The following is a 26,168-nucleotide window of genomic DNA, read 5'->3' on the forward strand; positions in this document are numbered from 1 at the left end:
ATGGGTTTATTGTTGAAATGATTCTGGGAAAGACTAAGGCAAGGGTCGTACCAGCTACACATTCAGTCTGTAACAGATAGATGCCGGTTTTCACCGGCTTGACCCTTGCACGCATAAATAATCAGCCCAGCTTGCGCTTGGTGTTGATCACATTGATACCGTCAAAACGCGCGGTGGAACTACCATGGGACACGGCACTTATCTGGCTTGGTTGCCCCTTGCCATCGAAGAAGGACCCGCCCAGTCGGTAGTCGCGCTTGTCGCACACCTGCGAGCAAGCATTCCAGAATTCCTGGGTGTTGGACTGGTAAGCGACATCCTCTACCATGCCGGTGATCTTGCCGTTTTCGATTTCGTAGAACAGCTGGCCGCCGAACTGGAAATTGTAGCGCTGCTGGTCGATGGAAAAGGAGCCGGCACCGACAATATAAATACCTTTCTCCACATCCTTGACCATATCGTCGACGCTCAACTCTTCCTTGCCCGGTGACAGTGAAACGTTGGACATGCGCTGGAATTGCACGCTGGACCAGCTGTCGGCGTAACAGCAGCCATGGGATTCCTTCTGCCCCAGCATATGTACCTGGTCGCGAATGGCTTGGTAGTTCACCAGAACACCGTCTTTTACCAGATCCCAGTTGCCGGTCTTCACGCCCTCGTCGTCATAGCCGACTGCACCGAGAGAGCCGGGCTGTACTTTATCGGCATACAGGTTGACCCTGTCGCTGCCGTACTGGAATTTGCCACTGCGCCATTTATCCAGGGTGGCGAAAGAGGTACCGGCAAAGTTGGCCTCATAGCCGAGCACGCGGTCCAGTTCCAGCGGGTGTCCGACGGATTCGTGAATAGTGAGCCACAGATGGCTGGGATCCAGCACCAGATCGTATTTACCCGGTTTTACCGATTTGGCCGTGAGCTTTTCCTGGGCTTGCTGTGCCGCCAGGCGCGCGTCTTCGGTCATATCGTAGGAATCGCGGTAAAGCACTGTCTGCGATTGGATTTTGTCTTGGGTGCGACCGTCCAGGTATTCAAAGCCGCGGCCCACCGGCTGGCTCAGGCCCTGGCGGGTGCGGAAGCCGCCGGTTTTCTTGTCCACCGCCGTTACCGAGAAGGGCGCCCACAATCGGTGGACATCCTGTTCGATGTAAGAGCCGTCGGTGGAGGCAAAATATTTCTGCTCGTTCACCAGGTACAGCATGGAGTTGATATAGCTGGCACCGGCATCCAGCGCAGACTTATTCACCTCCATCAACAGGTCTACCTTCTCCGCGATGGGGATTTGCATGGCATTTTTTTGAATTGGCGTCTGCCAGCTGACCTCGCCGTGGCCTTTCACCGGGGCCAGCTGCACCGGTTCTTGCTGGTATTTGGCATTGGCTTTGGCGGTGGCTACCGCCTGACGGGTAGCGCGGGCGACGCCATCGGTGGTCAGATCATTGGTGGCGGCAAAGCCCCAGGTGCCGTTGGCGATCACCCGGATACCCATACCGATGGATTCGGTATTCACCACATTTTGTACCTTCATTTCGCGGGTGACCACGTATTGGTTCAGGTAGCGGCCAATGCGCACATCCGCATAACTAGCGCCGAGTTTTCTGGCACTGTTCAGGACCACATCCGCAAACTCTTTTTTTACGGCGAGATCAATACCGCTCTGGGTGAGTTTGCTCTCGGCTACCAGGTTGCCGGAAAGCGGCAACATGGAGACACCCAGGCCGGCACCGCTGAGCTGGAGAAATTTTCTTCTGTCCATTTCGTCATCCTCAATGGGGGCGGGCCGTTATACGGCGTCGGAAAGGCTGCTGAAGGTAAAGTCGCGTACTTTCAGTGCGGGCACCATAGCGGACATCCCCCACATGCCCACGCGCTCCGGTATACCCATATCCTCGATATTGTTGAGCATGATCACCGGACTTTCATTGAAACGGAAGTTCTTCACCGGGTATTGGATCTTGCCGTTCTCGATATAGAAGGTGCCGTCGCGGGTGAGGCCGGTGAGCAGCAGGGATTGTGGATCGACCATGCGGATATACCAGGTGCGGGTCACCAGGATGCCGCGGCGGGTGTTCTTGATCAGCTCTTCGGTGGATTTGTCGCCGCCGACCATAATCAGGTTGTTGGGTTCCGGCACCGATTCGCTCTTGCTCTGTTTGGCCCAGTAGCGGCTGCGCGTCAGGTTTTTCACCACCCCGTCCTTGACCCAATCGATGCGCTCTTGCGGCATAAAGTCGGAGTTGGCCCAGGGCTGTGCCGGTACATTGAGGTTGGCGGGATCGGAGTAGATATGTACGCGCTTGTCGAACATCTTTTCGCCGATGCGGTTGCCACCGCCTTTCTTACTCATAAAACTGCGGCCCTCGTCGGCACTGCGTGCGTTGAAACCGCTCAGCATATAGCCCATCAGGCCGGAGACCGCATTGGGTTCCAGGACCACGGTGTACTTGCCCGGCTCCAGGGCACGGGCTTTCTGGGACAGCAGGGCCTTGTCGATGGCCACAGAGGAGGAGCTGCCGGTATTCATGCTGGCGAAGTCAGTGACATCGCTCTCCGCCCAGCCGGAACCCAGGCCATTCTGCGTGCGCATGGTGACGGTGAAGTTGGCGGAGGTGGCGGCGTGATAGCCGAACAGCCCCTTGGAGGTGGCAACTGCGGCAAAGGCGCGCTCATCTTCCAGGTAGCCGGCGGCAACCACTTTCTTTTCCTTAGCCGCGATAATGGAGTCCGCTGCGGCCTTGGCGCGCTGGTCCGGAGTGATATCCGCGGTGGATTTGGCGAAGCCGTCCACACTCATATATTTCTGCGGGCCCAGAATAGGCATGGATTCCGGGTTTTCCGGCGAGAGTTTGGCCAACTCCTCGGCGCGGCGCATTACTTTTTCCAGGGAAGCATCGCTGAATTCATTGATGGTGGCCACACCGGATTTCTTGCCAAAGCGCGCTTCCACTGCCAGTTCGGTGTTATTGACGATACCGCTGGTGGAGACACTGTTGCGCGCATAGCGAATATTGCCGGTCTCGCCTCCGCCCAGTTGTGCGCTGGCCTCATCGGCGCGGCTGTACTTTAAAACCTTGTCGAGAATACGCTTTGCTTCACTTCTGCTGAGAATTGCCATTGCCTTTTCTCCAATTACTTATTTTTGTGCGCAGCCGGTCAGGCAATCTTGCGCTTGGTATTGATAACGTTGACTTTGTCGAATCGGGTAGTGGAACAGCCGTGGGAAACCGCACTTACCTGGCTGGGCTGGCCCTTGCCGTCAAAGAAGGTACCGCCCAGGCGGTAGTCTCTGCTGTCACAAATGGCTGAGCAGGCGTTCCAGAATTCCTGGGTGTTGGACTGGTAGGCAACGTCCTCCACCTGGCCGACAATCTCACCGTTGTTGATTTCGTAGAACAGCTGCCCACCGAACTGGAAGTTGTAACGCTGCTGGTCAATGGAGAAGGAGCCGCGACCGACGATATAAATCCCTTTTTCCACATCGCGGATCATATCTTTTGCCGCGTATTTTTTCTCACCCGGTGCCAGGGAGACGTTGGGCATACGCTGGAATTGCACACTGGACCAGCTATCCCCATAACTGCAGCCGTGGGATTCCTTCTGGTCGATCATATGCACCTGGTCGCGGGTGGCCTGGTAGTTGACCAGGATACCGTCTTTTACCAGGTTCCAGCGCTTGGTTTTCACCCCCTCGTCGTCGTAGGCGACCGCACCGAGGGAACCGGGCTGTACCTTGTCAGCAAACAGGGTGACCTTGTCACTGCCGTACTGGAACTTGCCGCTGCGCCATTTATCCAGGGTGGCAAAGGAGGTACCGGCATAGTTGGCCTCATAGCCGAGCACACGGTCCAGTTCCAGCGGATGGCCGACGGATTCGTGGATGGTCAGGCACAGGTGAGACGGCTCCAGCACCAGGTCGTACTTGCCGGGCTCGATGGACTTGGCCGACAGTTTTGCCTGGGCCTGCTCGGCAGCCAGCACCGCATCTTCGGCCATATCGTAGGAGGTTTTGTAGAGCGTGGTCTGGCCGCGGATTTTGTCTTTCTCGTGACCGGCCAGGTATTCATAGCCTCTGCCCACCGGGTCGCTGAGGCCGTTGCGGGTTTTAAAGGCACCACTTTTCTTATCCACGGCCGTAACCTGCATAGGCGCCCACAGGCGGTGGATATCCTGGTCGATATAGGAGCCATCACTGGAGGCGAAGTACTTCTGCTCGTTCACCAGGTACAGGGAGGAGCGGATATAGCTGGCGCCGGCCTTGAGTGCACTGTTGTTGACGGCCATCAGGTAGTCAACCTTCTCGCTGATGGGCACTTCCAGGGCATTTTGCTGGATGGGCGTCTGCCAGGAGACTTCGCCCATCCCTTTAACCGGCGCCAGGTGAACGGGCTCTGTCTGGTATCTGGCGTTGGCCACAGCCACAGCCACAGCCTGGCGCGCGGCTCTGGCGACACCGTCGGAAGTCAGGTCATTGGTGGCGGCGAAGCCCCAGGTGCCGTTGGCGATCACGCGGATGCCAGCGCCGAGGGATTCCGTATTGATGATATTCTCGACATTGGTTTCGCGGGTCAGTACGTACTGGTTGAGATAGCGGCCGATACGCACATCCGCATAGCTGGCGCCGGCTTTGCGGGCCGTGTTCAGGACTACATCCGCCAGTTGCCTCTTGTCTGAGGTGTGCATCCCTTCATTGAGCAGTTGCTCGGCACTGACCTGTATCCCCTGTAGGGGCAATAATAGACCGCCGGTGCCGACGCCGGCGATTTTGAGGAATTGTCTTCTTTCCATTGGCTACCTTGTATCCCCAACGCAGCGGTTTGCCCGCTTGGGGTGCGTTTATTGTTATGGGCCCGGTCATTGCGCGGGGCTCTTTCGGGCATAGAGTCCGTACCAGGTTTGCACCTAGAAGGATGTACAACTATCAGGCTTCACGCCCTCTTGTAAAGTGGCACCTCGGTGAAGTGAGGCCTGGTGGGGGCAGGTGGATAGTTGGCGGAGGAGAATAGAGGGGGCCCACTTAAATCGATGCGCGTTGGCGTACCTGATCAAAGGTGGCATCGATCAGCAGCTCGCCATTGCGATATACCGGTCTCAGCAGGTTGCGGCGCTGGCCAAGTGACTCCAGGCGAACGGTCTGCAGTGCACCATTGTCCTGCTGAACCAAGGCCAGGCGCCCGCGTCTGGATGCCTTTTCGGGACCGGTGCGCGGGTTCTTGTACACATCCCGCCAAGTGCCGAAGATGCGCACGGCACTGGCTTTCATGGCGAAGCTCATCAGGTCGCGGTCCACTTTCTGCAACAGTTCTCCCCCCATCCCGAAGGTGATGTTGTCAGCGCTCTGGTGCTGCTCCTTCATTGCCTGCAGAATTTTTGGAATAGAAAAACGCGATACGCTGTCGCCCTGGATCAGGCGGATATAATCCGGCAGCACCCGATAGCCTTTGCGATTGGTCTCGGCGCCGAAAATTGTCATTAACCGTTCGATACACTCGACCACAATCTGTACCGGATTGCCGGAATCGGGGCGAATAACCACAGTGCCGGGTGTATTGATCACAGCGTCTCTCAGGGTTTTACCCCAGATATGCTCCACCGCATTCCACAAATCATAGCTGTCGCTCACCACCGCAAAGCGTTTATGTTTACCAGAAAATTGTTCCATCATATTCTGATAGGCGGATACTTCGTGTTCGCGGCCCCAGGCAGTAATGGTGCTGTGTTCTGCTGCAGGTATGGAAAATCCCGGCATGCCGGCACGATAAAATTTCCTTGCCGCCATAACCCCGGAAAGCGTATCGGTTCCGTGAAAATTCACCAGGTGCGCCATGCCGCCGAGCATGGCACTCTCGAGGCTGCTGGTTCCGCGGGCACCAAAGTCATGTAATTTAAAGGGCAGGCCCTCCTGGGAATCCGCGGTTTCTCTTAAATAGTGGGCGATGATTTTTTTGATTTCCCGACTCTGGGTGGCCACTGTGGAGGGGTACCAGATAGCGCGCACCAGCGCGGTTTCAATATAGCTGGTCAGCCAGAAACAGGCGGGGCAGGTGTTGACCACCTGTGTCGTGACGTTGTGCAGGGGAATGACAGAACCCTCTTCGACAGCGCTGACTTCCAGCGGCAACAGGCCCCCGTGTCTCAGTGCTATATGTTCCCAGCCCGCACGGTGGAAAGGCAGGCCGTGGCATTGCAGTATATCTGCCGCTTCCTCGATATGCTCTCGAGTCACCGGTTTGCACAGATATTCCTTGAGGAATGCCTGCAATCCAAACACGACTGTCTGGGTGAATTCTCCTCCGCGGCACTCAATATAGCTGCTGACATACTCTGTGCCTGGCGGGTATTGCAGGTAGTGACTCGCCTTGTAGCTGTCCACATTGAGGATCGGATTTTCTGTTGGCATGGCTATTTCAGCTGAGTTTGGCAGAAGGCATTACCTGTGTCGCAAATTGCCTGTTAGAGCGCCCCGTTTTTGCTGGGGAAACGCCCGGTGTAAGTGCGTGTAATTTTCCTTCGTGTGACATTCTGGATACACGCCCCGGCGAAAGCACGCCTGAATAATAGATAGCACAGCGCAACGCGGTATTTTTCTCCTGTCATTTGGATCACCTGTCCAAATTAATCCGATCCATAGTGGTTGATCTTTTGTATATAGATGTGTACTTTTGTATACATGGCAAGCAAGGGAACAACATGCTCAATAAATCTCAATCCATTTCGACGCGTTTATCAGCGGATGACTATGCCTATCTGATGTCCATCGATCGCAATGGCGCAGTCACGCAAAGTGAAAAAGTGCGTGAAGTCATCGCCATGGCGAGGGAGTCGGTGGGGGTGCAGAGTCTGGCGCGCGCCTACCTCGCTTCGGCAGGCGCCGTACTTGCGGTCAAGGCCCGCTATATAGAGGAAAACCAGCGCAGTTTACTGGTGGAAGCCGTACTGGAATTGCTGGCAGAAAGTGTGGCAATCGTGCAGAACAGTGCTACCTGTGAAGTGATGGCACCACCTTTGGAAAAGGGCCTCGTACCTGTTGTGGATGCCTTTTTGGAAAAAATGCTATTGCTGGCACAGCAGGAGAATCCGCGCAGTCTTCACCGCGAGTCGGCACCAACCATTCGCCAGCGGTTGGAGGGTGCCCTGACCGAATAAAACCCCTTACCGGATGGGATTTATTCAGTTTCAAAATGCCACCAATTACAAGTTTTCTGGGTTGGTAGGGCCGGCAGGGCACGCCAATAAAGGCAATTGCAGCCAGGTATCCCTTATTGTCGAGATGGCAATCCATCGGGGTATGCAAGATCCGTTTAACTGTCGGTCTTTTCATTGTGGTGGTAAAGGGATACGTCACAACCGGCCTGGTGCCGGAAAAATTCACAGACAGTTGAATCCAGTCACTCGGACAGGGTCTGTGGGCAACCGTCGGGTGTTGATGGATCGCATCTGGCTTTGGGAAATTTTAAAACAACAGAGGGTAATACTCATGAGAGAAGGATTGATCAAGCGTATCTCGCGATTAATTTCAGCATCCGCCAATGCACTGGTGGATTCAGTGGAAAACGCAACACCGCAATTGGTGATGGAACAGGCAACCCGTGAGATAGATGAGGCCATTGCCGATGTGCGGGAACAATTGGGTAAGGCGGAAGCTGCCAAATATCTCAACGCCAAGGCACTCAACGATGAGAACAGCCGTCACAGTGCCCTGGTGGAGCAGATTGATGTTGCGGTCAAGGCCGGGCGCGATGACCTGGCTGAAGCCGCCATTGCCAAACAGATGGATATTGAGGCACAACTGCCGGTGCTGGAAAAAGCGATTGTAGAGAACGATGCGGAGATGCAGGAACTGAATGCCTACATCAATGCCCTGCAGGGCAAGAAACGTGAAATGCGCGAGCAGCTCAGAGAGTATGCCAAGGCCAGCGAGCATGTGGTCAATGGTGTCAGCGGGGATGGCCGCGGTACCAGCCGCAGCACGGAAAACCAGGTGGAACAGGCCACCGAGGTCTTTAACCGGGTACTGGAGCGGGCGGGTGTACCCACCTCCAGATCCTGTGCGGATGCAAACAAGCTAGCGGAACTTGAGGAACTGGCACGCAATAACCGCATTCAGGAGCGTTTGGCCAAGCTCAAGTCGGGGGCCTGATGGTATTTCTGTTACAGGACCAGAATCTGATCTTTACCGGCGCACTGATATTGATGTTAATGATCGCGTTGCTCGAGGGTGTGATGACACTGATCGGCGTTGCTATTTCGGATTTGCTCGATAATCTGCTGCCGAATTTTGATTTAGAGGTACCGGATACCGGCTTGTCCGGTGGGCTGACCAAGGTTCTCGGTTGGTTGCGCTTTGGCGAGGTGCCGGCGTTAATCCTGCTGGTGGCCTTTCTGACTGGCTTTGGTGCAACAGGCCTGCTGTTACAGAGCTTGGTCGAGTCCACTTTTGGTTTGCTGTTGCCCGGTGGTCTTGCGGCCCTGGGTGTCTTTTTCCTGACCCTGCCACAGGTGCGCTTTGTGGGGAACCTGCTGCGGCGCTTTGCGCTCGGTGATGAGAGTGAGGCGTTGGAACGCGACGCCTTCGTGGGCCGGGTGGCGACCATCACGATCGGTGTGGCCGAGACGGGATCTCCTGCAGAAGCGCGTTTCAGGGATGAATATGGCACGACCCATTATGTGATGGTGGAGCCGGACGAGAGTGAAACCTTTCAGCAAGGAGAAAAAGTGTTGCTGGTGGAGGCGCTAGGAGCACATTTTCGCGTGACACGCCCCACCAGCCAACATCTGATTAAAAACAATTAAATGGAGAACCACTCAGTGATTGAAAATTTTTCTAGCATCCTTTTTATTGCCGGTGCAGTACTGGTAGCTTTGATTGTGATCGGAGCGATTTTTGCGCGCCTCTACACCCGCGCTTCCAAAGAGCGCTCCTTTGTGCGCACCGGGTTGGGGGGGCAAAAAGTCATTATGAACGGTGGTGCCCTGGTACTGCCGGTGTTGCATGAAATTATCCCAGTCAATATGAATACCTTGAGGCTCGCGGTATCGCGCAAGGAGCAGCAGGCCCTGATCACCAAGGACCGCATGCGCGTGGATGTGCTCGCCGAATTCTATCTGCGTGTGAAACCGGATACCGATGCCATTGCCAATGCGGCGCAGACCCTGGGTTTGCGCACTCTGGATCCCGAGGCTTTGAAGGACATGATCGAGGGTAAGTTTGTGGATGCCCTGCGCTCTGTGGCTGCTGAAATGGAAATGGCCGAGCTGCATGAACAGCGCAGCCAGTTTGTGCAAAAAGTACAGCAGGTGGTTTCTGAAGATTTGCTGAAAAACGGCTTGGAGCTTGAATCCGTGTCGCTGACAGGACTGGACCAGACCCACAAGGAGTTTTTCAACCAGGACAATGTGTTCGACGCAGAGGGTCTCGCCAGCATGACCCGTTCTATTGAGGCGCGACGCAAAGAAGTCAATGATGTCGAGCAGGAAACCATGGTGCAGATCGAGAAGAAAAATCTCGAGGCAGAGCGCCAGAAGCTGGAAATTGACAAGGAAAAACGCTACGCCCACCTGGAGCAGCAGCGCGAACTGGAAAACCGCGAGGCCGCACAACAGGCCGATATCACTCGCGAACAGGCCGCGCAGGAGCGCGCCGCCCGCCAGGCAGAGATTGAAGCCCAGCGCGAAGTGAGCCAGTCGCAGATCGCTGCGGAACAGGCAACCAAGCTGCTGGAAATTGAGAAGGAACGGTGCCTGCAGGAACAGGAAATTGATCGCGAGCGATTCCTGGAAGAGCAGCGTATTTCCAAACAGAAATCCGTGGAGATTGCCGAGCAGGAGCGCGCCATTGCCATCGCGGAAAAATCCAAGGAGCAGTCCCTCGCCGATCAGCAGGCCAACGTAGCCCTGGCCGAGGCGGTGAAAGCCGAGGAACAGGTGCACACGGCCAAGGATGTGGAGGTCGCGGAGCGGGATAAGCGTATCGAGATTATCGAGGCGCAAAAAGTTGCCGAACGCCAGGCCACCGCAATCAAGGTGGCGGCCGAGGCGGAAAAAGCCGCTGCGGAAGACCGCGCCGAAGCGCTGCGCCTGCAAGCCGGTGCGGAGGCGGAAGCTGTACGTATTAAGGTGGACGCAGACCGCGAAAAATACGCCGTGGATGCCGAGGGTCAACGCCTTATGAACGAGGCCTTCAACAGTCTCAACGAAGCGCAGATCGCCCTCAAGAAAGTCCTCAGTTTGCACGAGAATCTACCAAATATTATCCGCGAGAGTGTCAAGCCGCTGGAGGCTATTGAGGGGATGAAAATTATCTCTGTGGAAGGGCTGAACGGCATGGATGGCCGTGCCGGTAGTGGTATTCTCGACAGCGATGCGCAAGCCAAAGGACAAAGCCTGCCGGAAGCCCTGGTAGGCAGCGCGCTCAAACACCGTGCTATGGCGCCATTGGTGGATTCCTTGCTGAAAGAAGCGGGTGTCGGAGATCTCAGCCAGACTGTCGAGACAAAAGCGTAAGAGTGGACATTGGTTTTCTCTGAAAACTCGCAGAGTACTCGCTACTGACGGGTACCGGTAGAGTGTATTGATTGAAATCCTGGTAGCTTGCCCGAGATAAGCATCTAATTTCTAAAAACACATTTTTTGTTAACCCGACCACAGTTTACCGTGGTCGGGTTTTTTTATAGGTAGGAAAGTGCTAATGCCAGTGATAAGCTGGCAATGATCGCTGTATATATAGCGATATCAATGGATTTGAAATTATAAGGTCAGGATTATGTTTACCAAAAAAATACTATTAGCATCTTTGTTTGTGGTCGGCTCCTTTACCGCACTCCCCGCCCTCTCTGCCGATCTTGTATGTACGCTCAATGTGCAATCAGGCGGGAATGTCTTTGGCAACGGGACTTCCCATTGTGAGGGGATAGATTTCAGTTTTGGCAATTCCACTTCGGGAAGCTGGGCAATCACCAACATTACCAAGTCGATTGATCGAATTAACTGGATAAAAGGCTGTAATTCAGGGCTGTCCTGTACAGTGACCGTGCGTGCCTATGCACCGAACCAAGCGGAAGCCTATATCCATTACGACGATGGCACTATCGAGTATGTGGAGGCCAGTATGCATTACGAAACCGGTTTTTAACTTCCGAGGTTGGCGCCGATGCAATAATCGGCGCTAGCGATAGGGTTTGTGGGTGTCCCATTTAACGCTACAGAGCCCTAATTAAAGCTTTGCGCTATATTCCGTAGGTATAGAGACGGTATAGTTTGAAAGTATCAATAGTATTGCACATACCTTCCCAACATGCGGTTTCGATATTAAATTACATCGCATTTATACTGTCGAATGCGGCAAGCCAACCTGCCGACTGAGCTTCAAAGTCGGACTTTTCCCCAAGCGCCTATTGCATGTCCTCTATTTTTGAGTTGATCTGATTTGTGTTAAATTTAAGCATTCGTATCTTTCAGGAAAGATGGTTGTAAAAGAACATTTGTCTTATGGTGAAAATTACATTTGCAATAACCATAGAAATTCGTGAAGTTAAACTTTCGTAGCAAGTATACCGGTATTTTTTGTGCCAAGCTGACTGGTTAACATTGTCCCGGTAATCGAATGTAATGTCGCTACATAAGGCTTTAGTAGTATAATAGCGCCTTGTGAGTTGGGACTTGGGAGAAAACTTGGCGCAAGGCTGCAAAATGGTACACAAGGGTCACATATTCGCTGTAATCTAATCGGTTTGGTTTCACTATTAACCCGGCGGCTTGGTTTCAAGTGTCTGTTAAACTATTTCCAGCTTATCATTTTTTCCTTAGATCGCGGGCTGACATGCACTCGTAAAATATCAACAATATCGGATAGTTGCGCCAGCATTTCAGGGCGGTATGGAATGGCTGTTTAAATATCGGGTAAATAGTACGTGTGTACAATACAAGCAAAACTACACTTGAGGAGCCGGATGTGGCGGTCTGTACCAATAACGGACTTATTGTGGCTGCGAAATCGCATTCGATGAGACAATCATGAACGATACTTTTATTAGATATGGCCATTTTTTAGGCATTATCCTGCTTGCTTCCATGTTGATCTCTGAAAACATCTTGTTTTCAAAAAAATTGGTCATTGAAATGCGTAAAAAATTAGCATTTATCGACCTTGTATACGGTATCTCGGCGGTTTTAACCTTAACTGCCGGTTTATTCCTGTGGCTTTATGTCGGAAAGCCCAAGGAATTCTATTCTGACAATCCCGTGTTTCACGCAAAGCTTGGTCTTTTTTTAGTCATTGCTCTGATCTCAGTGATTCCAACCGTTTTTTTACTCAAAAACCGCAAAAGTGCCAAACCGGTGTTGGATGTTCCAGCGCATATTATTGCCATTAAACGCCTTGAGCTATTATTATTGTTAATGCTCCCCTATCTTGGTGTATTAATCTCTAGAGGCGTCGGGTACCTATAAAAACTGCCTGGTATGTGATCTGTACCTTAACTCTCCACGACTTCCTCTAACTTTTTACTTGGATGCTGGACTTTATGAGGCTGGACCCTCAGGGTTGGGGATGAATCGCTAATTCAGAGATATTTTAATTTCAAAAGGATATTCAGTAGACTACAGAGAGTTTAAAGAAGGCCATAATTACCCCAGCTGGAGGGGAACCCTTTCCGATGGAATAATTTCACTTATCGGAATAAAAAATAACTAACGCTAAAGGTGGTGAAAACAGAGAATATAGTTAATCCCCCTGACTTTCTTTGGGTTGACGATATTCAGGAGTCTTGTGTATTGCCGGCTCATGCGCCCATTCTTTATTGGGCCTGATGGGATTTTTGCGCTAAAGATTAGCCAAATCTAATGGTCTTAAAGGTGCCTAATTACCAGCTAAGTTAAGCCGAGGTTTAGCAATTTTTCTGGTGGCGGTGGTGTCCGGAGAGAGGCGTAGGCGAGCCGTGGAATGAGCGCGCAAAGGTTGAATCTGCAATTGAAACGATATTGAAATTCCGCCAGATAACGCTTCGCATATTTTGACCGTATAAAAGAGAGTTTTGTAAAATAAAAAAAGGCGTGAAGCTCAATACTTCACGCCTTTCAGAGTCTAAATAAACGGTTACTTATCTAAATCAATAACTTCGACTTTGTATCCAAGTTCCTCGAACTGAGGTTTCAGACTTTCAGCATCACCAACAACCAATTTTGCCATTGTATCAATATCTAAATGCTTTTGAGCCAATGAGTTGAATTCAGCAAGGCTGGTATTTTGGATAATTTCAGCTTGCCTCTGAGTAAAATCAGCTGGCAAATCGTACTCTAATATATCACCTAAAAACTGTAGTTTTTGATCTGGCGTTTCATAACTTCTTGCATCACGTTGCCCAACCGCTTTACGCATAAAGTCTAGCTCTTCATTTGTCATACCGTGGTTACGATAGGCTCTAAGTTCTTTTTCAAATTCAATAAATGATTTGTCAGTTGCATCGGCTCTAACACTTGCGCCAACTCGATACTGACCATTGTTTTTACTCGCACTAAATCGACCACCAGCACCATAGGTATAACCCTTGTCTTCGCGAAGGTTAAGGTTTATGCGGCTGTTAAACGCACCGCCAAGATTAAAGTTCATCAAGCCGGCTTTATAGAATTCTCCTGTAAAATCTCGTTTCAGGCTTGGTTTGCCAATGCGGATAACAGACTGCGCAGCCTCATCTTTGTTGACGATATAAACCGTTTTTGGATCAAAACTCACTGGCTTAAATGTGCGGTTAAATACATTTCCCTTACCCGTCCATGAAGTCAGCCTACTCAAGGATTTGTTAATTTGTGGTTGCGATAAATCACTCACAATAATCAACTCAGCACCTTGAGGCTTCACAAAGTTGTTATAGAAATCTCTTACATCAGCAACTGTTAGTTTGCTAACGCTATCCACGCTACCAGTTACTGGTATGCCCGCAATACTATTCCCATACAAAAGCTTACTCCAAGCTTCATTAGATAATGCATTGGCATCCTTGCGAGCGTTCTGTATACCTTGGATGGTTTGAGACTTAAGGCGATTGAAATCAACATCATTAAATGCTGGTTTAAGAAGCTTTTCCTCTACTAATTTTAATGTTGCGTCTAGATTCTTGCTCAAGCTGCTGACAAATATATTAATTGTTTCATTGCGAGCAAAGATTCTTACATTGCTACCCAGTTTTTGTAATTCAAGGCTCATATCTTCGTTAGTACGAGCTGTGGTTGATTCGTTCAACAAGTCAGCTGTAAGATTTGCCAATCCGGCTTTATCAACAGGTTCAGCGAAGTGGCCGCCTTGTACTTTAATTAAAATACTGGTCGTTGGTGTTTCCTGGCTTTGCGAACCTAAAACCTTAATGCCATTACTTAGCTGTGCTTCCCAATATGCCGGCACACTAACAAGTGGGTTGGCGCCCGCAATGGGTTGTTGAGAACGATCAAAGCTATCAATTGCGCGTCGCGTATCTAAATCAGACGTTTTAACTTGTTTTCTTTCGGGTATATTTCTTTGTGGGATGCTAAAATTATCAGCTTTCGCAATAGCGTCAGGCTGTCCTTTAGGAACCACGCTGACAATGACGGAATGTTTATTTTTTAAGTATTGATTGTAAACACGAACCACATCTTCTTTGGTCACATCGTTGTATCGTTCAATATTCTGCCCAATGTAGTTAGGTGTACCTGCAAAAGTTTCAAAGAAAGCCAGTTCAGCTACTTTACCTGCAACAGATTGCAACCCAAAAATAGTATTAGCCTCTAATTTGGCTTTAACTTTTAACAGATCATCTTCTTTCACGCCACGCTGCTCAAACTCTGAGAAAGAGGCTCGAATCACAGACTCTAAATCAGCCAAAGACTTCCCCGCAGCCGGATTAGGTAGTGCTAACATAGTGAAAGTACATGCCAGTTCCTGGCAACGGTGATTGACCTGGGATTGAACGGCTAAGCCATTCTTAACCAGATTTTTATACAAGATAGACGTTTTACCACCACCTAGGATTTCAGCCAAAATGTCCAAAGCAGGCTCATCTTCATGACGCGCATATACCGTAGGGAAAGTCATGAACACTAGCGGCAAATTAACATTGTCTTCAAAAGAGACATAGCGGTCTTCATTCAATGTAACTGAAGGCTTCTTTGCAACAATGACTTCAGGGCCTCTAGGAATCGAACCAAAATATTTGTTTACCAAGGCCATTGTTTGTACTGGGTCTACCGCACCGCCAATGGTAAGCGTCGCATTATTTGGACCATACCAACGTAAGAAAAACTTCTTTAAGTCGTTAACATCAACGCGATTTAAATCTTCGGTGTAGCCGATTACTGGCCAGGAATATGGGTGGCCCTCAGGATAAAGTGCTGCTGACAAAGTTTCAGATAGACGTCCGTAGGGCCTATTATCAACGCGTTGTCCACGCTCGTTCTTAACTGTCTCACGTTGAACTTCAAACTTTTCTTGCGTAACGGCGTTCAATAAGAACCCCATACGATCAGCTTCCAACCAGAGCATTTTTTCAAGTTGATTCACGGGAACCGTTTGGAAGTAGTTGGTTCTGTCAGTATTAGTGGTTCCGTTTAAAGTACCGCCTGATTCTGAAACGATTTTAAAGTGTTCTTCATCCGCCACATTTTCTGAACCTTGAAACATCATATGTTCGAAAAAATGTGCAAACCCTGAATTACCAACCTGCTCACGAGCAGAGCCAACATGATAAGTCATATCAACATGTGCCAATGGATCTGATTGATCTTCATGAATAACAACGGTTAATCCATTGGCCAATTGGTATTTTTTATAAGGGATAACTATTTCGTCACCTTGACGCTTAACCTCTTCAATTAAAGTAACACCTTGAGGTAGCGCAGAACGAGCAGATGTATCACCACCCGAGTAATTAGTTTGACAAGCGGCTAATGACGCCGCTAACCCAACAGCAAGTAATTTTTTCAATGTAGTTTCCTCACAACAAAGAGTATGAATGACCTTTCATGGTCTAGGGTTACTAAAATAGCGCAAGATACTACCGCAATTAGATTTTGACGGTAAAGTATCCGGTGCTCTTGTTCATAATGAATTTTGTAATAGACTAAGAACCTCTTCTATTTTTGTGATAATTGGAGTACAGGAATTATAAACCACCTATTTGTCTTTGACCGAAGGTATTCCACTCGAAATTCCTGAGATTGTTTACCGTTCAAATCCCCAATTTTTAGCATGAGGATACCCGAATTGATCATTTTTTTCAGCCTGACTGAAAAGTCCTGATGAATGGTTCGCTGGGCATGAATCACTTTATTGGCCCGTTGTCAGGCCCGCTGCTTGCGCCGCATCCACACAGCGCTGGTGCGCCGGGCAGGTGTGTAAGTGGTCATTGACCATGCCGGTGGCCTGCATATGGGCATACATTATGGTTGAGCCAACAAAACTAAAACCGGCCTTTTTCAATGCCTTGCTCATGGCGTCGGACTCGGGGGTGCTGGCAGGCACCTGTCCGAGAGAAACGGGGTGGTTTACGATCACCCGGCCACCGGTAAATTGCCAGAGAAACTGCGACAGCGAAGTCCCCTTATCCCGCAGGGCCAGAGTGGCGCGGGCATTTTTCACCGCGGACTCCACCTTGAGTCGGTTGCGGATAATGCCCGGATTCTGCAGCAGTTTTTCCACTTTTTTTGGCGTATAGCGCGCGATCTTTTCCACCGAAAAATCATCGAAGAGGCGCCGGTAATTTTCCCGCTTGTTCAACACAGTAATCCAGGACAGGCCCGCCTGGGCTCCCTCCAGCAACAGAAACTCGAATAGCGTCTTGTCATCTGTCACCGGGCGCCCCCACTCATCGTCGTGATAACGCCGATAAAGTGGTGTAGACAAGCACCAGCTGCAGCGCTCCTCTTTCATTGTTGGCTCCTTAGGGGGTGTTCAGTGGCCGAGTTGTGTAGCGGTGCGATTGCAGTGCGAAACATCACCGTTCGGACAGCTTGGCGTTTCGAGCCAACTCCCCACGGCTTGAAAGAATGGCAAACTATTTACTGCGCACCGGAAAAGAAATAGTGCTGGATTAATTGCAGAATCAATAGGAGGGCAACCAGGATAAAAATAATATTACTGCGATTCACTTTGGCTCCAATAACTTTTGCTGTACCAACCAGTCGTGACATTCGCACAACATGGTCTCCAGTGCCACCCCCGATTGATAGTCCAGTTCCCGCTCTGCCTTGGCACTGCTCGCCACGACCTGACCCGTAACCAAAGTGGCCTTTTGTGGGGTAATCACGGGTTCGCGTCTGCTCACCCGCGACCAGAGGTCTGAACACCAGGCAACAGAATGTATGACAAACGCCGGTGAGGTGCGTTTGGGCACCGGCTTGTGCCGCAGTTCGGCAATTTTACCGAAGAATTCCAGGAAACTGGCATCGGTGCCGGCAAGGATATAGTTTTCGCCACAGCGGCCCTTCTCTACGGCATCAATATGCGCCCGTGCGACCGCGCCGGCGTGGCAAAAAGACCCGTAACCGGGCGGTACGCCCGGCAACTGGCCTTGATCGATCAAAAAAAAGGTTTGCGCCCAGTTGTGGGTATCGTATTTCCCCACAATGGCACAGGGATTTAAGAAGACGGCATCCAGTCCCAGTGCAATCTCCTTCTGCACAGCGAGTTCCCCGCGCTTCTTGGTGTACAGGTAGTGGTGGTGGGGGTTATCTGCCCGTTTTTCACTGTCTTCGGTGATGATTTCACTATGGTAGCCATAGGCGGCGATGGAACTGGTAACGATCAAGCGCCCAACATTTTTCTCCCTGGCCACCCGGGCGATATTGGCCGAGCCCGTTACATTATCCCGCCATTGCTGGGCATTGCCACCGCGCCACAGACTGGTATTGGCGGCGATATGGAAGAGGACATCGACATTTTTCGGAATCGCGGTACGCAGTGAATCGGGATCCTCCAGGTAGCCCTCCACCAGCGCCACCCCCATAGAGCGGAGCCTGCGGGTATCGGTTGTATGCCGGTGCATGGCGGTTACCTGCCAGCCATCCGCACAGAGTTGTTCAACCAGATTGGTGCCGAGAAAGCCGCTAGCACCGGTTACAAATGCATGTTTCATGATGCCACCGGACGTGATTGAATATTATGCCTACCCAGTGACCGTTTCTGTGATTGGCTCTGCCCGGCACCGTTGGAGCCAACCGGCAGTCCTACCGGGTAACACAGGTTGGGTGTATCGCCCGAGTAATAAAAGCGCAATCCGCGACGGGAGCCGCCGGCTACAGCCGGCAGCCACCTGCGAAAAAAGATTACTTGATCTCCATACCCAGTTGGTCGGCGAGGAAGCTCCATTGATTGGCATAGTCCTCCACCTGCATCCACACGGGCTTGCCGGCACCGTGGCCCGCGCGGGTTTCCACTGCCAGCCACACGGGATTGTCGCAACCCTGATCCTGCTGCAGTGCTGCGGCAAACTTGTAACTGTGCCAGGGTACCACGCGGTCGTCACGGTCGGCCGTGGTAATCAGGGTGGCCGGGTAGCAGGTGCCCTCGCGGGTATTGTGCACGGGGGAATAGGCGTGGAGGGCGTTAAATTCTTCGCGGTTTTCACTCAATCCGTAATCGCTGGACCACTGTCGCGCGTTGGCGGAGGCGGTGTGGTAGCGCAGCATATCCAGTACGCCCACTGCCGGCAGGGCCGCAGCAAACAAATCCGGGCGCTGTACCAGGGTAGCGCCCACAAGCAGGCCGCCGTTCGAGCGCCCATTGATGCCGAGCTTTGCAGGAGAGGTGATTTTTTCCGCGATCAGCCATTCCGCCGCAGCGATAAAATCATCGAAAACATTTTGTTTTTGCGTCTTGGTGCCCGCCTGGTGCCAGGCTTCGCCGTACTCGCTGCCACCCCGCAAATTCACCAGAGCAAGGGTGCCCCCCATATCCAACCAGCCTGCGAAATGGTTGTAGAAACGCGGCAGGATCGAGACGTTAAAGCCGCCATACCCATACAGCAGTGTCGGGTTGGAACCATCGTGTTTCATGCCCTTCCTGTGTACCAGGAACAGGGGCACGCGGGTGCCGTCCTCGCTCTTGAAAAAGTGCTGACTTACCGTCAAATCGGAGAAATCAGCGGCATACTCGGGCTGCTTGAACAGCTCGGTTTCCCCGCTCTGCACATTCAGGTGATAAATGCTCGGCGGCGTAATAAAGTTGCTGAACGAGAAGAAGGTTTCCACTTCATCCGCTTCACCATAGAAGCCGGTCACCGAACCCACGCCGGGGAGTTTCAACTCGTACTGCTGCTTGCCATTGGTGTCGGTCACCAGCACCCGTGATTTGGCATCTTTCAGATAATGTAATACGAAGCGGTCGCCAATAAAACTTGCGCTCTGAAGGACGCTGTCTCCTTCCGGTACCAGATTGCGCCAGTTTTTGCGCTGTGGCTTGTCGAGGTCGATGGCGATCACCCGCCCCAAAGGCGCTCCCGCGCTGGTCTCGAAGAAAAAGGTTTTACCCTTGTTACCGAGGAACTGGTAGAGGCCATCCCAGTTATCCAGCAGCTTTACCACCTCATTACTGTCGTCGCGCAGATCCCGATAATAAAAGCCGTTGGAATCGTAACCGTCAAAGATGTTCAACAGCAGGTAATGGCCGTCGTCGCTCACCGAGGCATCGGGGTTGCGGGTGGGATGATCGGTAATCTGGTATACCAACTGGTCGCGTTCCTGCGGTTCACCCAGGCGATGGAAATAGACCGCTACCTGTTTGCTGTCATCGGCACGGCCCGTTTTGTTGAGCGGGTAGCGGCTGTAGTAAAAGCCGGATTCATCGGCTGCCCAACTGGCACCGCTGAACTTGATACCGGTGAGCAGATCCTTGAGATCTTTGCCGGTGCGCAGATCGCGAATATGGTAGTCGGTCCAGTCGGTCCCCCCATCGGAGGTCCCGTAGGCCAGGAAATGGCCCTTGGGGCTGACCGTGAGGCGCTTGGCCGCGATGGTTCCGTCCTCGCTCAGGCTGCGTGGGTCCAGTATGGGTTTGCCTTCCCGGGCCAGGTCTCCGGCACGGTAAAAGATATTCTGGTCCCAGTCACCGCTGTTGTAGCCGTAATAGTAACTATCCCCTTTCTTGTAGGGCACCCCATAGCGTTCATAGCGCCACAGCTTGGTGAGACGGTCATTGATTTTCTGCCAGCCTGGCAATTGCTTCAGGCGCGGCAGGGCGTGAGCGTTTTGCACGGTCACCCAGTCCTTGACCTCCCCCGTGGCCGTATTTTCGAGCCAGCGATAGGGGTCCTCGACTTTGGTATCGAAGTACATATCCTGTTGCGAGACGGTCTTACTGTCCGGATAGCCGTCCGCTGCCTGTACAGTCACTGCGGTCACAGCTCCGGCCAGCAGCACGGTTAATTGTTTTCTCATACCCTACTCTCGGTTTCTCTACGCGAATCAGTCCGCTAATCTAGGGCATTTGTGCATAGGGTTCCAGAGAGGGGAAGAGGTGTGAGATGAAAGGATTGATTCAACGGGTGAGTCGCGCCCGAGTGGATGTCGCCGGGAAATCGGTCGGCGCTATTGATCGCGGCCTGCTGCTACTGTTGGGCGTAGAGGCCCAGGACACTTGTGAGGGCGCGGACAAACTGCTGCATAACGTATTGAACTACCGGGTATTCCCCGATGACAGTGGCAGAATGAACCGGAATCTACAGCAGGCTGGCGGGGGGCTGCTGGTGGTCAGCCAGTTTACCCTGGTGGCGGAAACCGGGCGCGGTCTGCGCCCCAGTTTCAGCCGCGGCGCCAGCCCCGGGCAGGCCGAAGCGCTCTACAACTACTTTGTCGCGCAGGCGCAAGCCCGGTTTGCGCCGGTGGCCTGTGGTGTATTTGCACAGGATATGCAGATTTCCCTGGTCAACGATGGTCCCGTCACTTTCCTGCTGGAAGCCGGTTAACCTGGCAGGCAAACCGGCCTTGGACTCTATTGGGCACAGTCAGCCGGCGTGCATCCTCGGGATAAAACGACACCGCGGGGTTGTGTTGGCAATGCAGAGGCACCAGGCGAGCAGGCCGTGAATTGGGCCGAGGAGCCTCTTCATTTTTCAAACAAAACGCCCCTGTTCACTTCTTCGCCCGCTTGCGCATATTCTCCTGCAGGATTTTCTTGCGCAGGCGGATATGATTGGGGGTTACTTCTACCAGTTCGTCCTCTTCGATAAACTCCAGGGCCTGTTCCAGCGTGTGGCGGATCGGCGGGGAGAGGGTGAGGGCCTCGTCCGTGCCGGCGGCGCGGATATTGGTGAGCTGCTTGGCCTTGGTGGGATTTACCGCCAGGTCATTGCCGCGTGAGTGGATGCCGACGACCTGGCCCTCGTAGATGTCTTCTCCGTGGCCAAGAAACAGGCGGCCACGGTCCTGCAGGGTGTAAAGGGCGTAGGCTAGGGTTTTGCCGTTGACCATGGAGACCAGCACGCCATTGGTGCGCTTACCTACCTCACCCTGTTTTACCGGGCCGTAGTGGTCGAAAATACTGGTCATAATACCGGAGCCGCTGGTGAGGGTGAGGAACTGGCTGCGAAAGCCAATCATACCGCGGGAGGGCACGGTAAAAGTCAGGCGCACGCGGCCTTTACCGTCCGGTTCCATATTGGTCAACTCGGCCTTGCGCAGGCCCAGTTCTTCCATAATCGAACCCTGGTGCTGGTCCTCAACGTCGATGACCACGGCTTCGTAGGGCTCGTGGATGTCGCCGTCCACAGCCTTCTGCACCACCTCCGGGCGGGATACGCCCAGTTCAAAACCCTCCCGGCGCATGGTCTCGATCAGGACGGACAAATGCAGTTCGCCGCGGCCCGAGACCTTGAATTTGTCCGGGGAATCGCCCTGCTCGACCCGCAGGGCCACGTTGTGGATCAGTTCCTGCTCCAGGCGCTCCCGGATGTTGCGCGAGGTGACGAACTTGCCGTCCTGACCGGCGAAAGGGGAGTCGTTCACCTGGAAGGTCATGCTCACGGTGGGTTCGTCCACACTCAGGGCGGGCAGGGCTTCCGGGGTGTCCGGGTCACACAGGGTGTCGGAGATATTCAGCGCGCCCACACCGGTGATACACACGATATCGCCGGCGCTGGCCTGCTCCACTTCGGTGCGCTCAAGCCCCAGATAGCCCATCACCTGCAGCACCCTGGCCTTGCGCGCCTTGCCATCGCGATCCAGTACCACTACCGGCTGGTTTGGTCTGAGGGTGCCGCGGGTAATGCGGCCTACGCCGATCACACCCACATAACTGGAGTAGTCCAGGGCCGAGATCTGCATCTGGAAAGGGCCGTTGAGGTCCACTTTGGGAGGGGGTACCTTATCCAGAATCATCTGGAACAGTGGGGCCATATCGTCCGCCATAGCGGTGTCATCAAGGCCGGCAATGCCGTTTAAGGCGGAGGTGTAAACCACGGGAAAGTCGAGCTGTTCGTCGCTGGCACCGAGGTTGTCAAACAGGTCAAATACCTGGTCCATTACCCAGTCGGGGCGCGCGCCGGGGCGGTCGATTTTGTTGATCACCACAATGGGCTTGAGGCCCTGCTCGAAAGCTTTCTGGGTGACGAAGCGGGTCTGTGGCATGGGGCCGTCAACGGCATCCACCAGCAGCAGAACCGAGTCCACCATGGACAGCACGCGCTCCACCTCGCCACCGAAGTCGGCGTGCCCGGGGGTGTCAACAATATTGATGCGGTAATCACGCCAGCGGATGGCGGTATTTTTGGCCAGTATGGTGATGCCGCGCTCACGCTCCTGGTCGTTCGAGTCCATCACCCGTTCCGCATCGGCATCGCGGCGGTCCAGAGTGCCGGACTGCTGCAACAGCTTGTCCACCAGCGTGGTTTTGCCGTGGTCTACGTGGGCAATAATGGCTACATTTCTTAAGTTCTTGATAATATTGGACATTTACTGCATAACACCTTAAATAAAACAGAATTTGTACACAGCAATGTACATATTCGTAACGCGATCTCCTTCAGGAGCCAAACGAAAAAAGTTGCCAATTATAGCTTCAACTTTCGATAACGTAAGGGGCGGCATTTAAGCGCGGTTTTGCCGCGTCCTTGCGCGGGCGTATTCACAGGTAGCGCGAAGCGCCATCAGGTATCCCTGGTCAATGGGAACACTGGGCCTGGCATTGTGATAGTGTCTATTACCGTCCAGGGTTCAGGATGGCCCAAAATAGTTGCCAAGGGTGTCCCCCAGAGCTAAGAGCGCCGAGATCACGGAACTGTAGGGGCGTGCCGGGCAGACAGGGGCCAGGCCCGCAGAGCGAAAGAGTGACCCTGGGTAACTGTATCTGGATGCCACCGGGCAGGCATAGGCACCGGCATCAGTCTGGACGTTGCGCCAATAGGTGATGGTGCTGAGCTTCAGCGCATGCTGCTAACAGTCAGTAGGCTGCCAGGGATAGAACCCTGTTCCTCCAGACACTGATGTGCTGCTGCCAGAAATCGGATTTACTCCGCATGGCCATTTGAATCTCTTGACCGTTAAAAACAGGAGAATAGAGAAAATTTGACAGGCCCTTCAGTTGGGATTACTTGATTGCTTACGGTTAAAAGCCATCCATTTAATGGCAGGCCAGAAGTCTCGCCGCACCACCGGTTATACTGTGTCTGACCACGAGAGCACTCCCTGAAGCACCGGTAACTGTCGCAACAGGTTCGAGCTATTGCAAGATAGGACCAGGTCGGAGGGAAAGAATGCCCCTCTCCCAGGACACGCAGTGCAACCATCCCTGTACGCCCTTAATCGGCATCCATGCCGCATACGATCCTGGCAAAGGGGTATTCTTCCCTCCTGCCTTGCTAGTCAGCCAGTTTTGTGACGATACCGAGATCGCTGTGCAGGGTCTGATGGACCGGGCATCGGTCAGCAATTTGTAATAGACGATCCCGTACCTCATCGGTCAAATCGCCGACCAGGGTGACCACTCTGTTGATCACTTCAATTTTCTGTGGGCTGGATTCGCAATCCTCGCAGTCACGGGCATGTTCGCGATTGTGGCTCAAGTGCACCGAGACGTCCTGCAGGGGAATTTTTTTGTGCCTGGCGTACATGCGAATTGTCATTGATGTGCAGGTGCCGAGTGCCGCCAATAAGTGTTCATAAGGGTCGGGGCCAAGGTCGCTGCCGCCCATTGCCGTGGGTTCGTCGGCCAGCCATTCATGGGAATCACTGATCACTGTGCGGGTAAACTGCCTGTTCTTTTCTTTAACCAGCACATGCCCGCTGGGTATGGTAGAGTCTTTTTGCTCGATATTTTCCGGTTCCTCAATATATCGTGTCGCCCAGGCGGCAATCGTAGTCGCAACATAGTCGGCATCCCTGGCCCGGGTCAGCAAATGATCGGCGTTATCCAGGCTGATAAAACTCTTGGGGTGTTTGGCGCTGCGGAAAATTTTTTCAGCTTCATGGATCGATACTATGGTATCTACGGGAGAATGAAATATCAGCAGGGGTTTTTTCAATGTTGCAATTTTTTCTGACTGGTAGTGATTCTCCAGGTCATCCAGAAATTGTTTTTTAATAGTAAAGCGCCTGCCAGCTAAGGCTACCTCCGCCACGCCCCGGGTATTGATCTCATCAAGCTTGCAGCCAAACTGCTTCACGACATGGTGCGGGTCTGCCGGGGCACCGATGGTGACCATCCCTCTGACCTCCGGCATCGAATGGGCGGCTGCCAAAGCCGCAGCGCCCCCCAGGCTATGGCCAATCAATAAAGAGGGGGCACGGTACTGATCGCGCAGGAAGTTGGCAGCCATTACCAGATCATTCACGTTCGATGAAAAGTTGGAATTGGCGAAATCCCCATCGCTGCCACCGAGCCCGGTAAAATCAAATCGCAATACGGCATAACCTCGGGCAACCAGTGCGCGCGCAATGCGCGAGGCCGACACCACATCCTTACCGCAGGTAAAACAATGAGCAAACAGGGCAAAGGAATGTGGATTGCTATCAGGTGTTTCCAATAGGCCCGCCACCTTCAATCCATCCGTAGCAGCAAACTCCAGTTTGATGCGTCTGCCCATGGTACTTACCCTCTTTATTTGTTAGCAAATCCTATTCTACAGTACCGCCGCTGATGTTTACTATAGAACAGCATGGTGTATCTGCGGCTTCCAGTCGAGCCGGATATCCCCGAGAGGCAACAGGGTATAGTCCTGAATGCTTTGACGGTAGGGCACAGCGGCAGGGACTTTTTCGACAGATTTGCGAAAGGGTTGGAATGCGCATCGCCCTCTGCCAGCCTATAGCGCAAATATAAACCTGGGTTTTACAGGCATCAAAAACACCCACGGAATCCCACGGCGCCATACAATGTTAAGTCCGAGGATATTCTAGTCGCCAGTATTCTTTTTCTTTCTAAAATTGTGTGTGGGCATCAAATACCAGAGAACGCCGGCTATTAGATATTGTACAGGGATATTGCCGACCAGATTTGCCTGCTCTGTTCGATCAGCCAACACCATCAATAACATAATGGTGGCATAGACCAGGTTCAACCAAATGGTGAACCAAATCAGGCTGACATTGGCGGCAGGATTCTCTGCGGCGAGAAACAGAAAAACACCAAGTGTTGCGAATATACCCATCACAATCTGTTCATACTCAGGTTGTGGTGGTGTCCACCCCCATCCGGCAGGCCATATCCATACCATCATTGGGTAAATGGCAAAGATAAAAAACAGGCCTATAAGTTTCAGCGCAATGGGGAGATACCTTACGCGGGTTATGTCATCCATACGCTCTCCGGTGTAGTGTAAAAATGACTGGGTATTTCAATGACACCTGCAGGCCATCTGCAGTTTCTTCCTGGGTTAGTTAGCGAATGCGCAATATGCTCATGCGCCTGTCACCGGTATCACCAAGAAGACGGTGTATGGATTTTTCCGCCCGGTAGAACCCAGGAATTTGACCATGCAGCTACGGATGCCCCCGCACACGCTAATGGCGGGCACTAAAAGCGAACTCGGGGATTAGTGTATAGTCTCCCGCTTCGGGATCACACAATATCGAGAATACCCAATCCCGACCTCTTGTCAGTAATTCAGATCGTCCATCGGGCAGTGGTTTACCCTGGACGGATTATCAATGGCAGCCCCCAGGGATAAAACACCAGGGGCATGGGCTTTTTGGGAGAGATCCCGGAAAAATATCGGGCC

The 26,168-nt window shown here is 52.5% G+C and carries 18 protein-coding genes and 1 pseudogene; 7 read left to right on the forward strand and 12 right to left on the reverse strand.

Features of this window, described 5'->3' with window-relative positions; genetic code table 11:
- Positions 1-121 precede the first annotated feature (121 nt).
- From ACL7TT_RS08355 to ACL7TT_RS08370, 4 genes are all read right to left on the reverse strand, one after another.
- Positions 122-1,753, reverse strand: coding sequence for a TldD/PmbA family protein (locus ACL7TT_RS08355; RefSeq protein ID WP_413394630.1), 1,632 nt, complete (start codon positions 1,751-1,753; stop codon positions 122-124).
- Positions 1,754-1,780: 27 nt separating this feature from the next.
- Positions 1,781-3,112, reverse strand: a complete 1,332-nt coding sequence (locus ACL7TT_RS08360) for a TldD/PmbA family protein (RefSeq protein ID WP_299941092.1) — start codon at positions 3,110-3,112, stop codon at positions 1,781-1,783.
- Between the two features lie 38 nt (positions 3,113-3,150).
- Complete coding sequence (locus ACL7TT_RS08365) at positions 3,151-4,782, reverse strand: TldD/PmbA family protein (protein WP_413394632.1); 1,632 nt, start codon at positions 4,780-4,782, stop codon at positions 3,151-3,153.
- A 229-nt stretch (positions 4,783-5,011) separates the two neighbouring features.
- On the reverse strand, positions 5,012-6,394 hold the full coding sequence (locus tag ACL7TT_RS08370) for a nicotinate phosphoribosyltransferase (RefSeq protein WP_413394634.1): 1,383 nt from the start codon (positions 6,392-6,394) through the stop codon (positions 5,012-5,014).
- A 290-nt stretch (positions 6,395-6,684) separates the two neighbouring features.
- Between ACL7TT_RS08370 and ACL7TT_RS08375 the strand changes: the two genes are divergently transcribed.
- From ACL7TT_RS08375 to ACL7TT_RS08400, 6 genes are all read left to right on the forward strand, one after another.
- Positions 6,685-7,140: a hypothetical protein gene (locus ACL7TT_RS08375; RefSeq protein ID WP_299941099.1), complete on the forward strand. Its 456-nt coding sequence runs from the start codon at positions 6,685-6,687 to the stop codon at positions 7,138-7,140.
- Between the two features lie 331 nt (positions 7,141-7,471).
- The gene (locus tag ACL7TT_RS08380) at positions 7,472-8,134 is read left to right on the forward strand and encodes a PspA/IM30 family protein (protein WP_413394636.1); all 663 of its coding nucleotides are present in this window, start codon (positions 7,472-7,474) and stop codon (positions 8,132-8,134) included.
- Entirely contained in the window at positions 8,134-8,787 is a 654-nt protein-coding gene (locus tag ACL7TT_RS08385; RefSeq protein WP_299941104.1) for a YqiJ family protein, read from the forward strand. Before ACL7TT_RS08380 ends, ACL7TT_RS08385 begins: the two co-directional genes overlap by 1 nt.
- 15 nt (positions 8,788-8,802) lie before the next feature.
- Complete coding sequence (locus tag ACL7TT_RS08390; protein WP_413394638.1) at positions 8,803-10,497, forward strand: flotillin family protein; 1,695 nt, start codon at positions 8,803-8,805, stop codon at positions 10,495-10,497.
- A gap of 259 nt (positions 10,498-10,756) precedes the next feature.
- Positions 10,757-11,125, forward strand: coding sequence for a hypothetical protein (locus ACL7TT_RS08395; RefSeq protein ID WP_299941108.1), 369 nt, complete (start codon positions 10,757-10,759; stop codon positions 11,123-11,125).
- 881 nt (positions 11,126-12,006) lie between these two features.
- Entirely contained in the window at positions 12,007-12,441 is a 435-nt protein-coding gene (locus ACL7TT_RS08400; RefSeq protein WP_413394639.1) for a DUF2214 family protein, read from the forward strand.
- A gap of 420 nt (positions 12,442-12,861) precedes the next feature.
- On the opposite strand, the pseudogene ACL7TT_RS08405 reads toward ACL7TT_RS08400, so the two are convergent.
- The 5 genes and pseudogenes from ACL7TT_RS08405 to ACL7TT_RS08425 all read right to left on the reverse strand — a co-directional run.
- Positions 12,862-13,014: pseudogene (locus ACL7TT_RS08405) on the reverse strand (IS1595 family transposase); the annotation flags it as partial.
- Between the two features lie 73 nt (positions 13,015-13,087).
- Positions 13,088-15,946, reverse strand: coding sequence for a M16 family metallopeptidase (locus tag ACL7TT_RS08410; RefSeq protein WP_413394641.1), 2,859 nt, complete (start codon positions 15,944-15,946; stop codon positions 13,088-13,090).
- Positions 15,947-16,288: 342 nt separating this feature from the next.
- Positions 16,289-16,891, reverse strand: a complete 603-nt coding sequence (locus ACL7TT_RS08415; RefSeq protein ID WP_413394643.1) for a DNA-3-methyladenine glycosylase I — start codon at positions 16,889-16,891, stop codon at positions 16,289-16,291.
- A 214-nt stretch (positions 16,892-17,105) separates the two neighbouring features.
- A complete protein-coding gene (locus ACL7TT_RS08420; RefSeq protein ID WP_413394645.1) occupies positions 17,106-18,095 on the reverse strand; it encodes an SDR family oxidoreductase in 990 nt (329 codons plus the stop codon).
- A 190-nt stretch (positions 18,096-18,285) separates the two neighbouring features.
- Entirely contained in the window at positions 18,286-20,394 is a 2,109-nt protein-coding gene (locus ACL7TT_RS08425; RefSeq protein WP_413394647.1) for a prolyl oligopeptidase family serine peptidase, read from the reverse strand.
- An 86-nt stretch (positions 20,395-20,480) separates the two neighbouring features.
- Between ACL7TT_RS08425 and dtd the strand changes: the two genes are divergently transcribed.
- Positions 20,481-20,921: a D-aminoacyl-tRNA deacylase gene (gene dtd / locus ACL7TT_RS08430; protein ID WP_413394648.1), complete on the forward strand. Its 441-nt coding sequence runs from the start codon at positions 20,481-20,483 to the stop codon at positions 20,919-20,921.
- A 166-nt stretch (positions 20,922-21,087) separates the two neighbouring features.
- On the opposite strand, the gene typA is transcribed toward dtd, so the two are convergent.
- The 3 genes from typA to ACL7TT_RS08445 form a co-directional block, all read right to left on the reverse strand.
- On the reverse strand, positions 21,088-22,896 hold the full coding sequence (typA, locus tag ACL7TT_RS08435; RefSeq protein WP_413394743.1) for a translational GTPase TypA: 1,809 nt from the start codon (positions 22,894-22,896) through the stop codon (positions 21,088-21,090).
- Between the two features lie 914 nt (positions 22,897-23,810).
- Positions 23,811-25,034 (reverse strand): bifunctional alpha/beta hydrolase/OsmC family protein, encoded by a 1,224-nt coding sequence (locus ACL7TT_RS08440; RefSeq protein WP_413394650.1) that lies wholly within the window; start codon positions 25,032-25,034, stop codon positions 23,811-23,813.
- Positions 25,035-25,343: 309 nt separating this feature from the next.
- Positions 25,344-25,748, reverse strand: coding sequence for a DUF6632 domain-containing protein (locus ACL7TT_RS08445; RefSeq protein WP_413394652.1), 405 nt, complete (start codon positions 25,746-25,748; stop codon positions 25,344-25,346).
- Between the last annotated feature and the right edge of the window lie 420 nt (positions 25,749-26,168).

Source organism: Microbulbifer jejuensis, assembly GCF_047289955.1.
In the GTDB taxonomy this organism is placed as follows: Bacteria; Pseudomonadota; Gammaproteobacteria; order Pseudomonadales; family Cellvibrionaceae; genus Microbulbifer.

Bases quoted from the DNA above. Each gene is read 5' to 3' on its own strand.
- ACL7TT_RS08355 (WP_413394630.1), bottom strand. From the start codon at position 1,753: ATGGACAGAAGAAAATTTCTCCAGCTCAGCGGTGCCGGCCTGGGTGTC.
- ACL7TT_RS08360 (WP_299941092.1), bottom strand. From the start codon at position 3,112: ATGGCAATTCTCAGCAGAAGTGAAGCAAAGCGTATTCTCGACAAGGTT.
- ACL7TT_RS08365 (WP_413394632.1), bottom strand. From the start codon at position 4,782: ATGGAAAGAAGACAATTCCTCAAAATCGCCGGCGTCGGCACCGGCGGT.
- ACL7TT_RS08370 (WP_413394634.1), bottom strand. From the start codon at position 6,394: ATGCCAACAGAAAATCCGATCCTCAATGTGGACAGCTACAAGGCGAGT.
- ACL7TT_RS08375 (WP_299941099.1), top strand. From the start codon at position 6,685: ATGCTCAATAAATCTCAATCCATTTCGACGCGTTTATCAGCGGATGAC.
- ACL7TT_RS08380 (WP_413394636.1), top strand. From the start codon at position 7,472: ATGAGAGAAGGATTGATCAAGCGTATCTCGCGATTAATTTCAGCATCC.
- ACL7TT_RS08385 (WP_299941104.1), top strand. From the start codon at position 8,134: ATGGTATTTCTGTTACAGGACCAGAATCTGATCTTTACCGGCGCACTG.
- ACL7TT_RS08395 (WP_299941108.1), top strand. From the start codon at position 10,757: ATGTTTACCAAAAAAATACTATTAGCATCTTTGTTTGTGGTCGGCTCC.
- ACL7TT_RS08400 (WP_413394639.1), top strand. From the start codon at position 12,007: ATGAACGATACTTTTATTAGATATGGCCATTTTTTAGGCATTATCCTG.
- ACL7TT_RS08415 (WP_413394643.1), bottom strand. From the start codon at position 16,891: ATGAAAGAGGAGCGCTGCAGCTGGTGCTTGTCTACACCACTTTATCGG.
- ACL7TT_RS08420 (WP_413394645.1), bottom strand. From the start codon at position 18,095: ATGAAACATGCATTTGTAACCGGTGCTAGCGGCTTTCTCGGCACCAAT.
- ACL7TT_RS08425 (WP_413394647.1), bottom strand. From the start codon at position 20,394: ATGAGAAAACAATTAACCGTGCTGCTGGCCGGAGCTGTGACCGCAGTG.
- dtd (WP_413394648.1), top strand. From the start codon at position 20,481: ATGAAAGGATTGATTCAACGGGTGAGTCGCGCCCGAGTGGATGTCGCC.
- ACL7TT_RS08440 (WP_413394650.1), bottom strand. From the start codon at position 25,034: ATGGGCAGACGCATCAAACTGGAGTTTGCTGCTACGGATGGATTGAAG.
- ACL7TT_RS08445 (WP_413394652.1), bottom strand. From the start codon at position 25,748: ATGGATGACATAACCCGCGTAAGGTATCTCCCCATTGCGCTGAAACTT.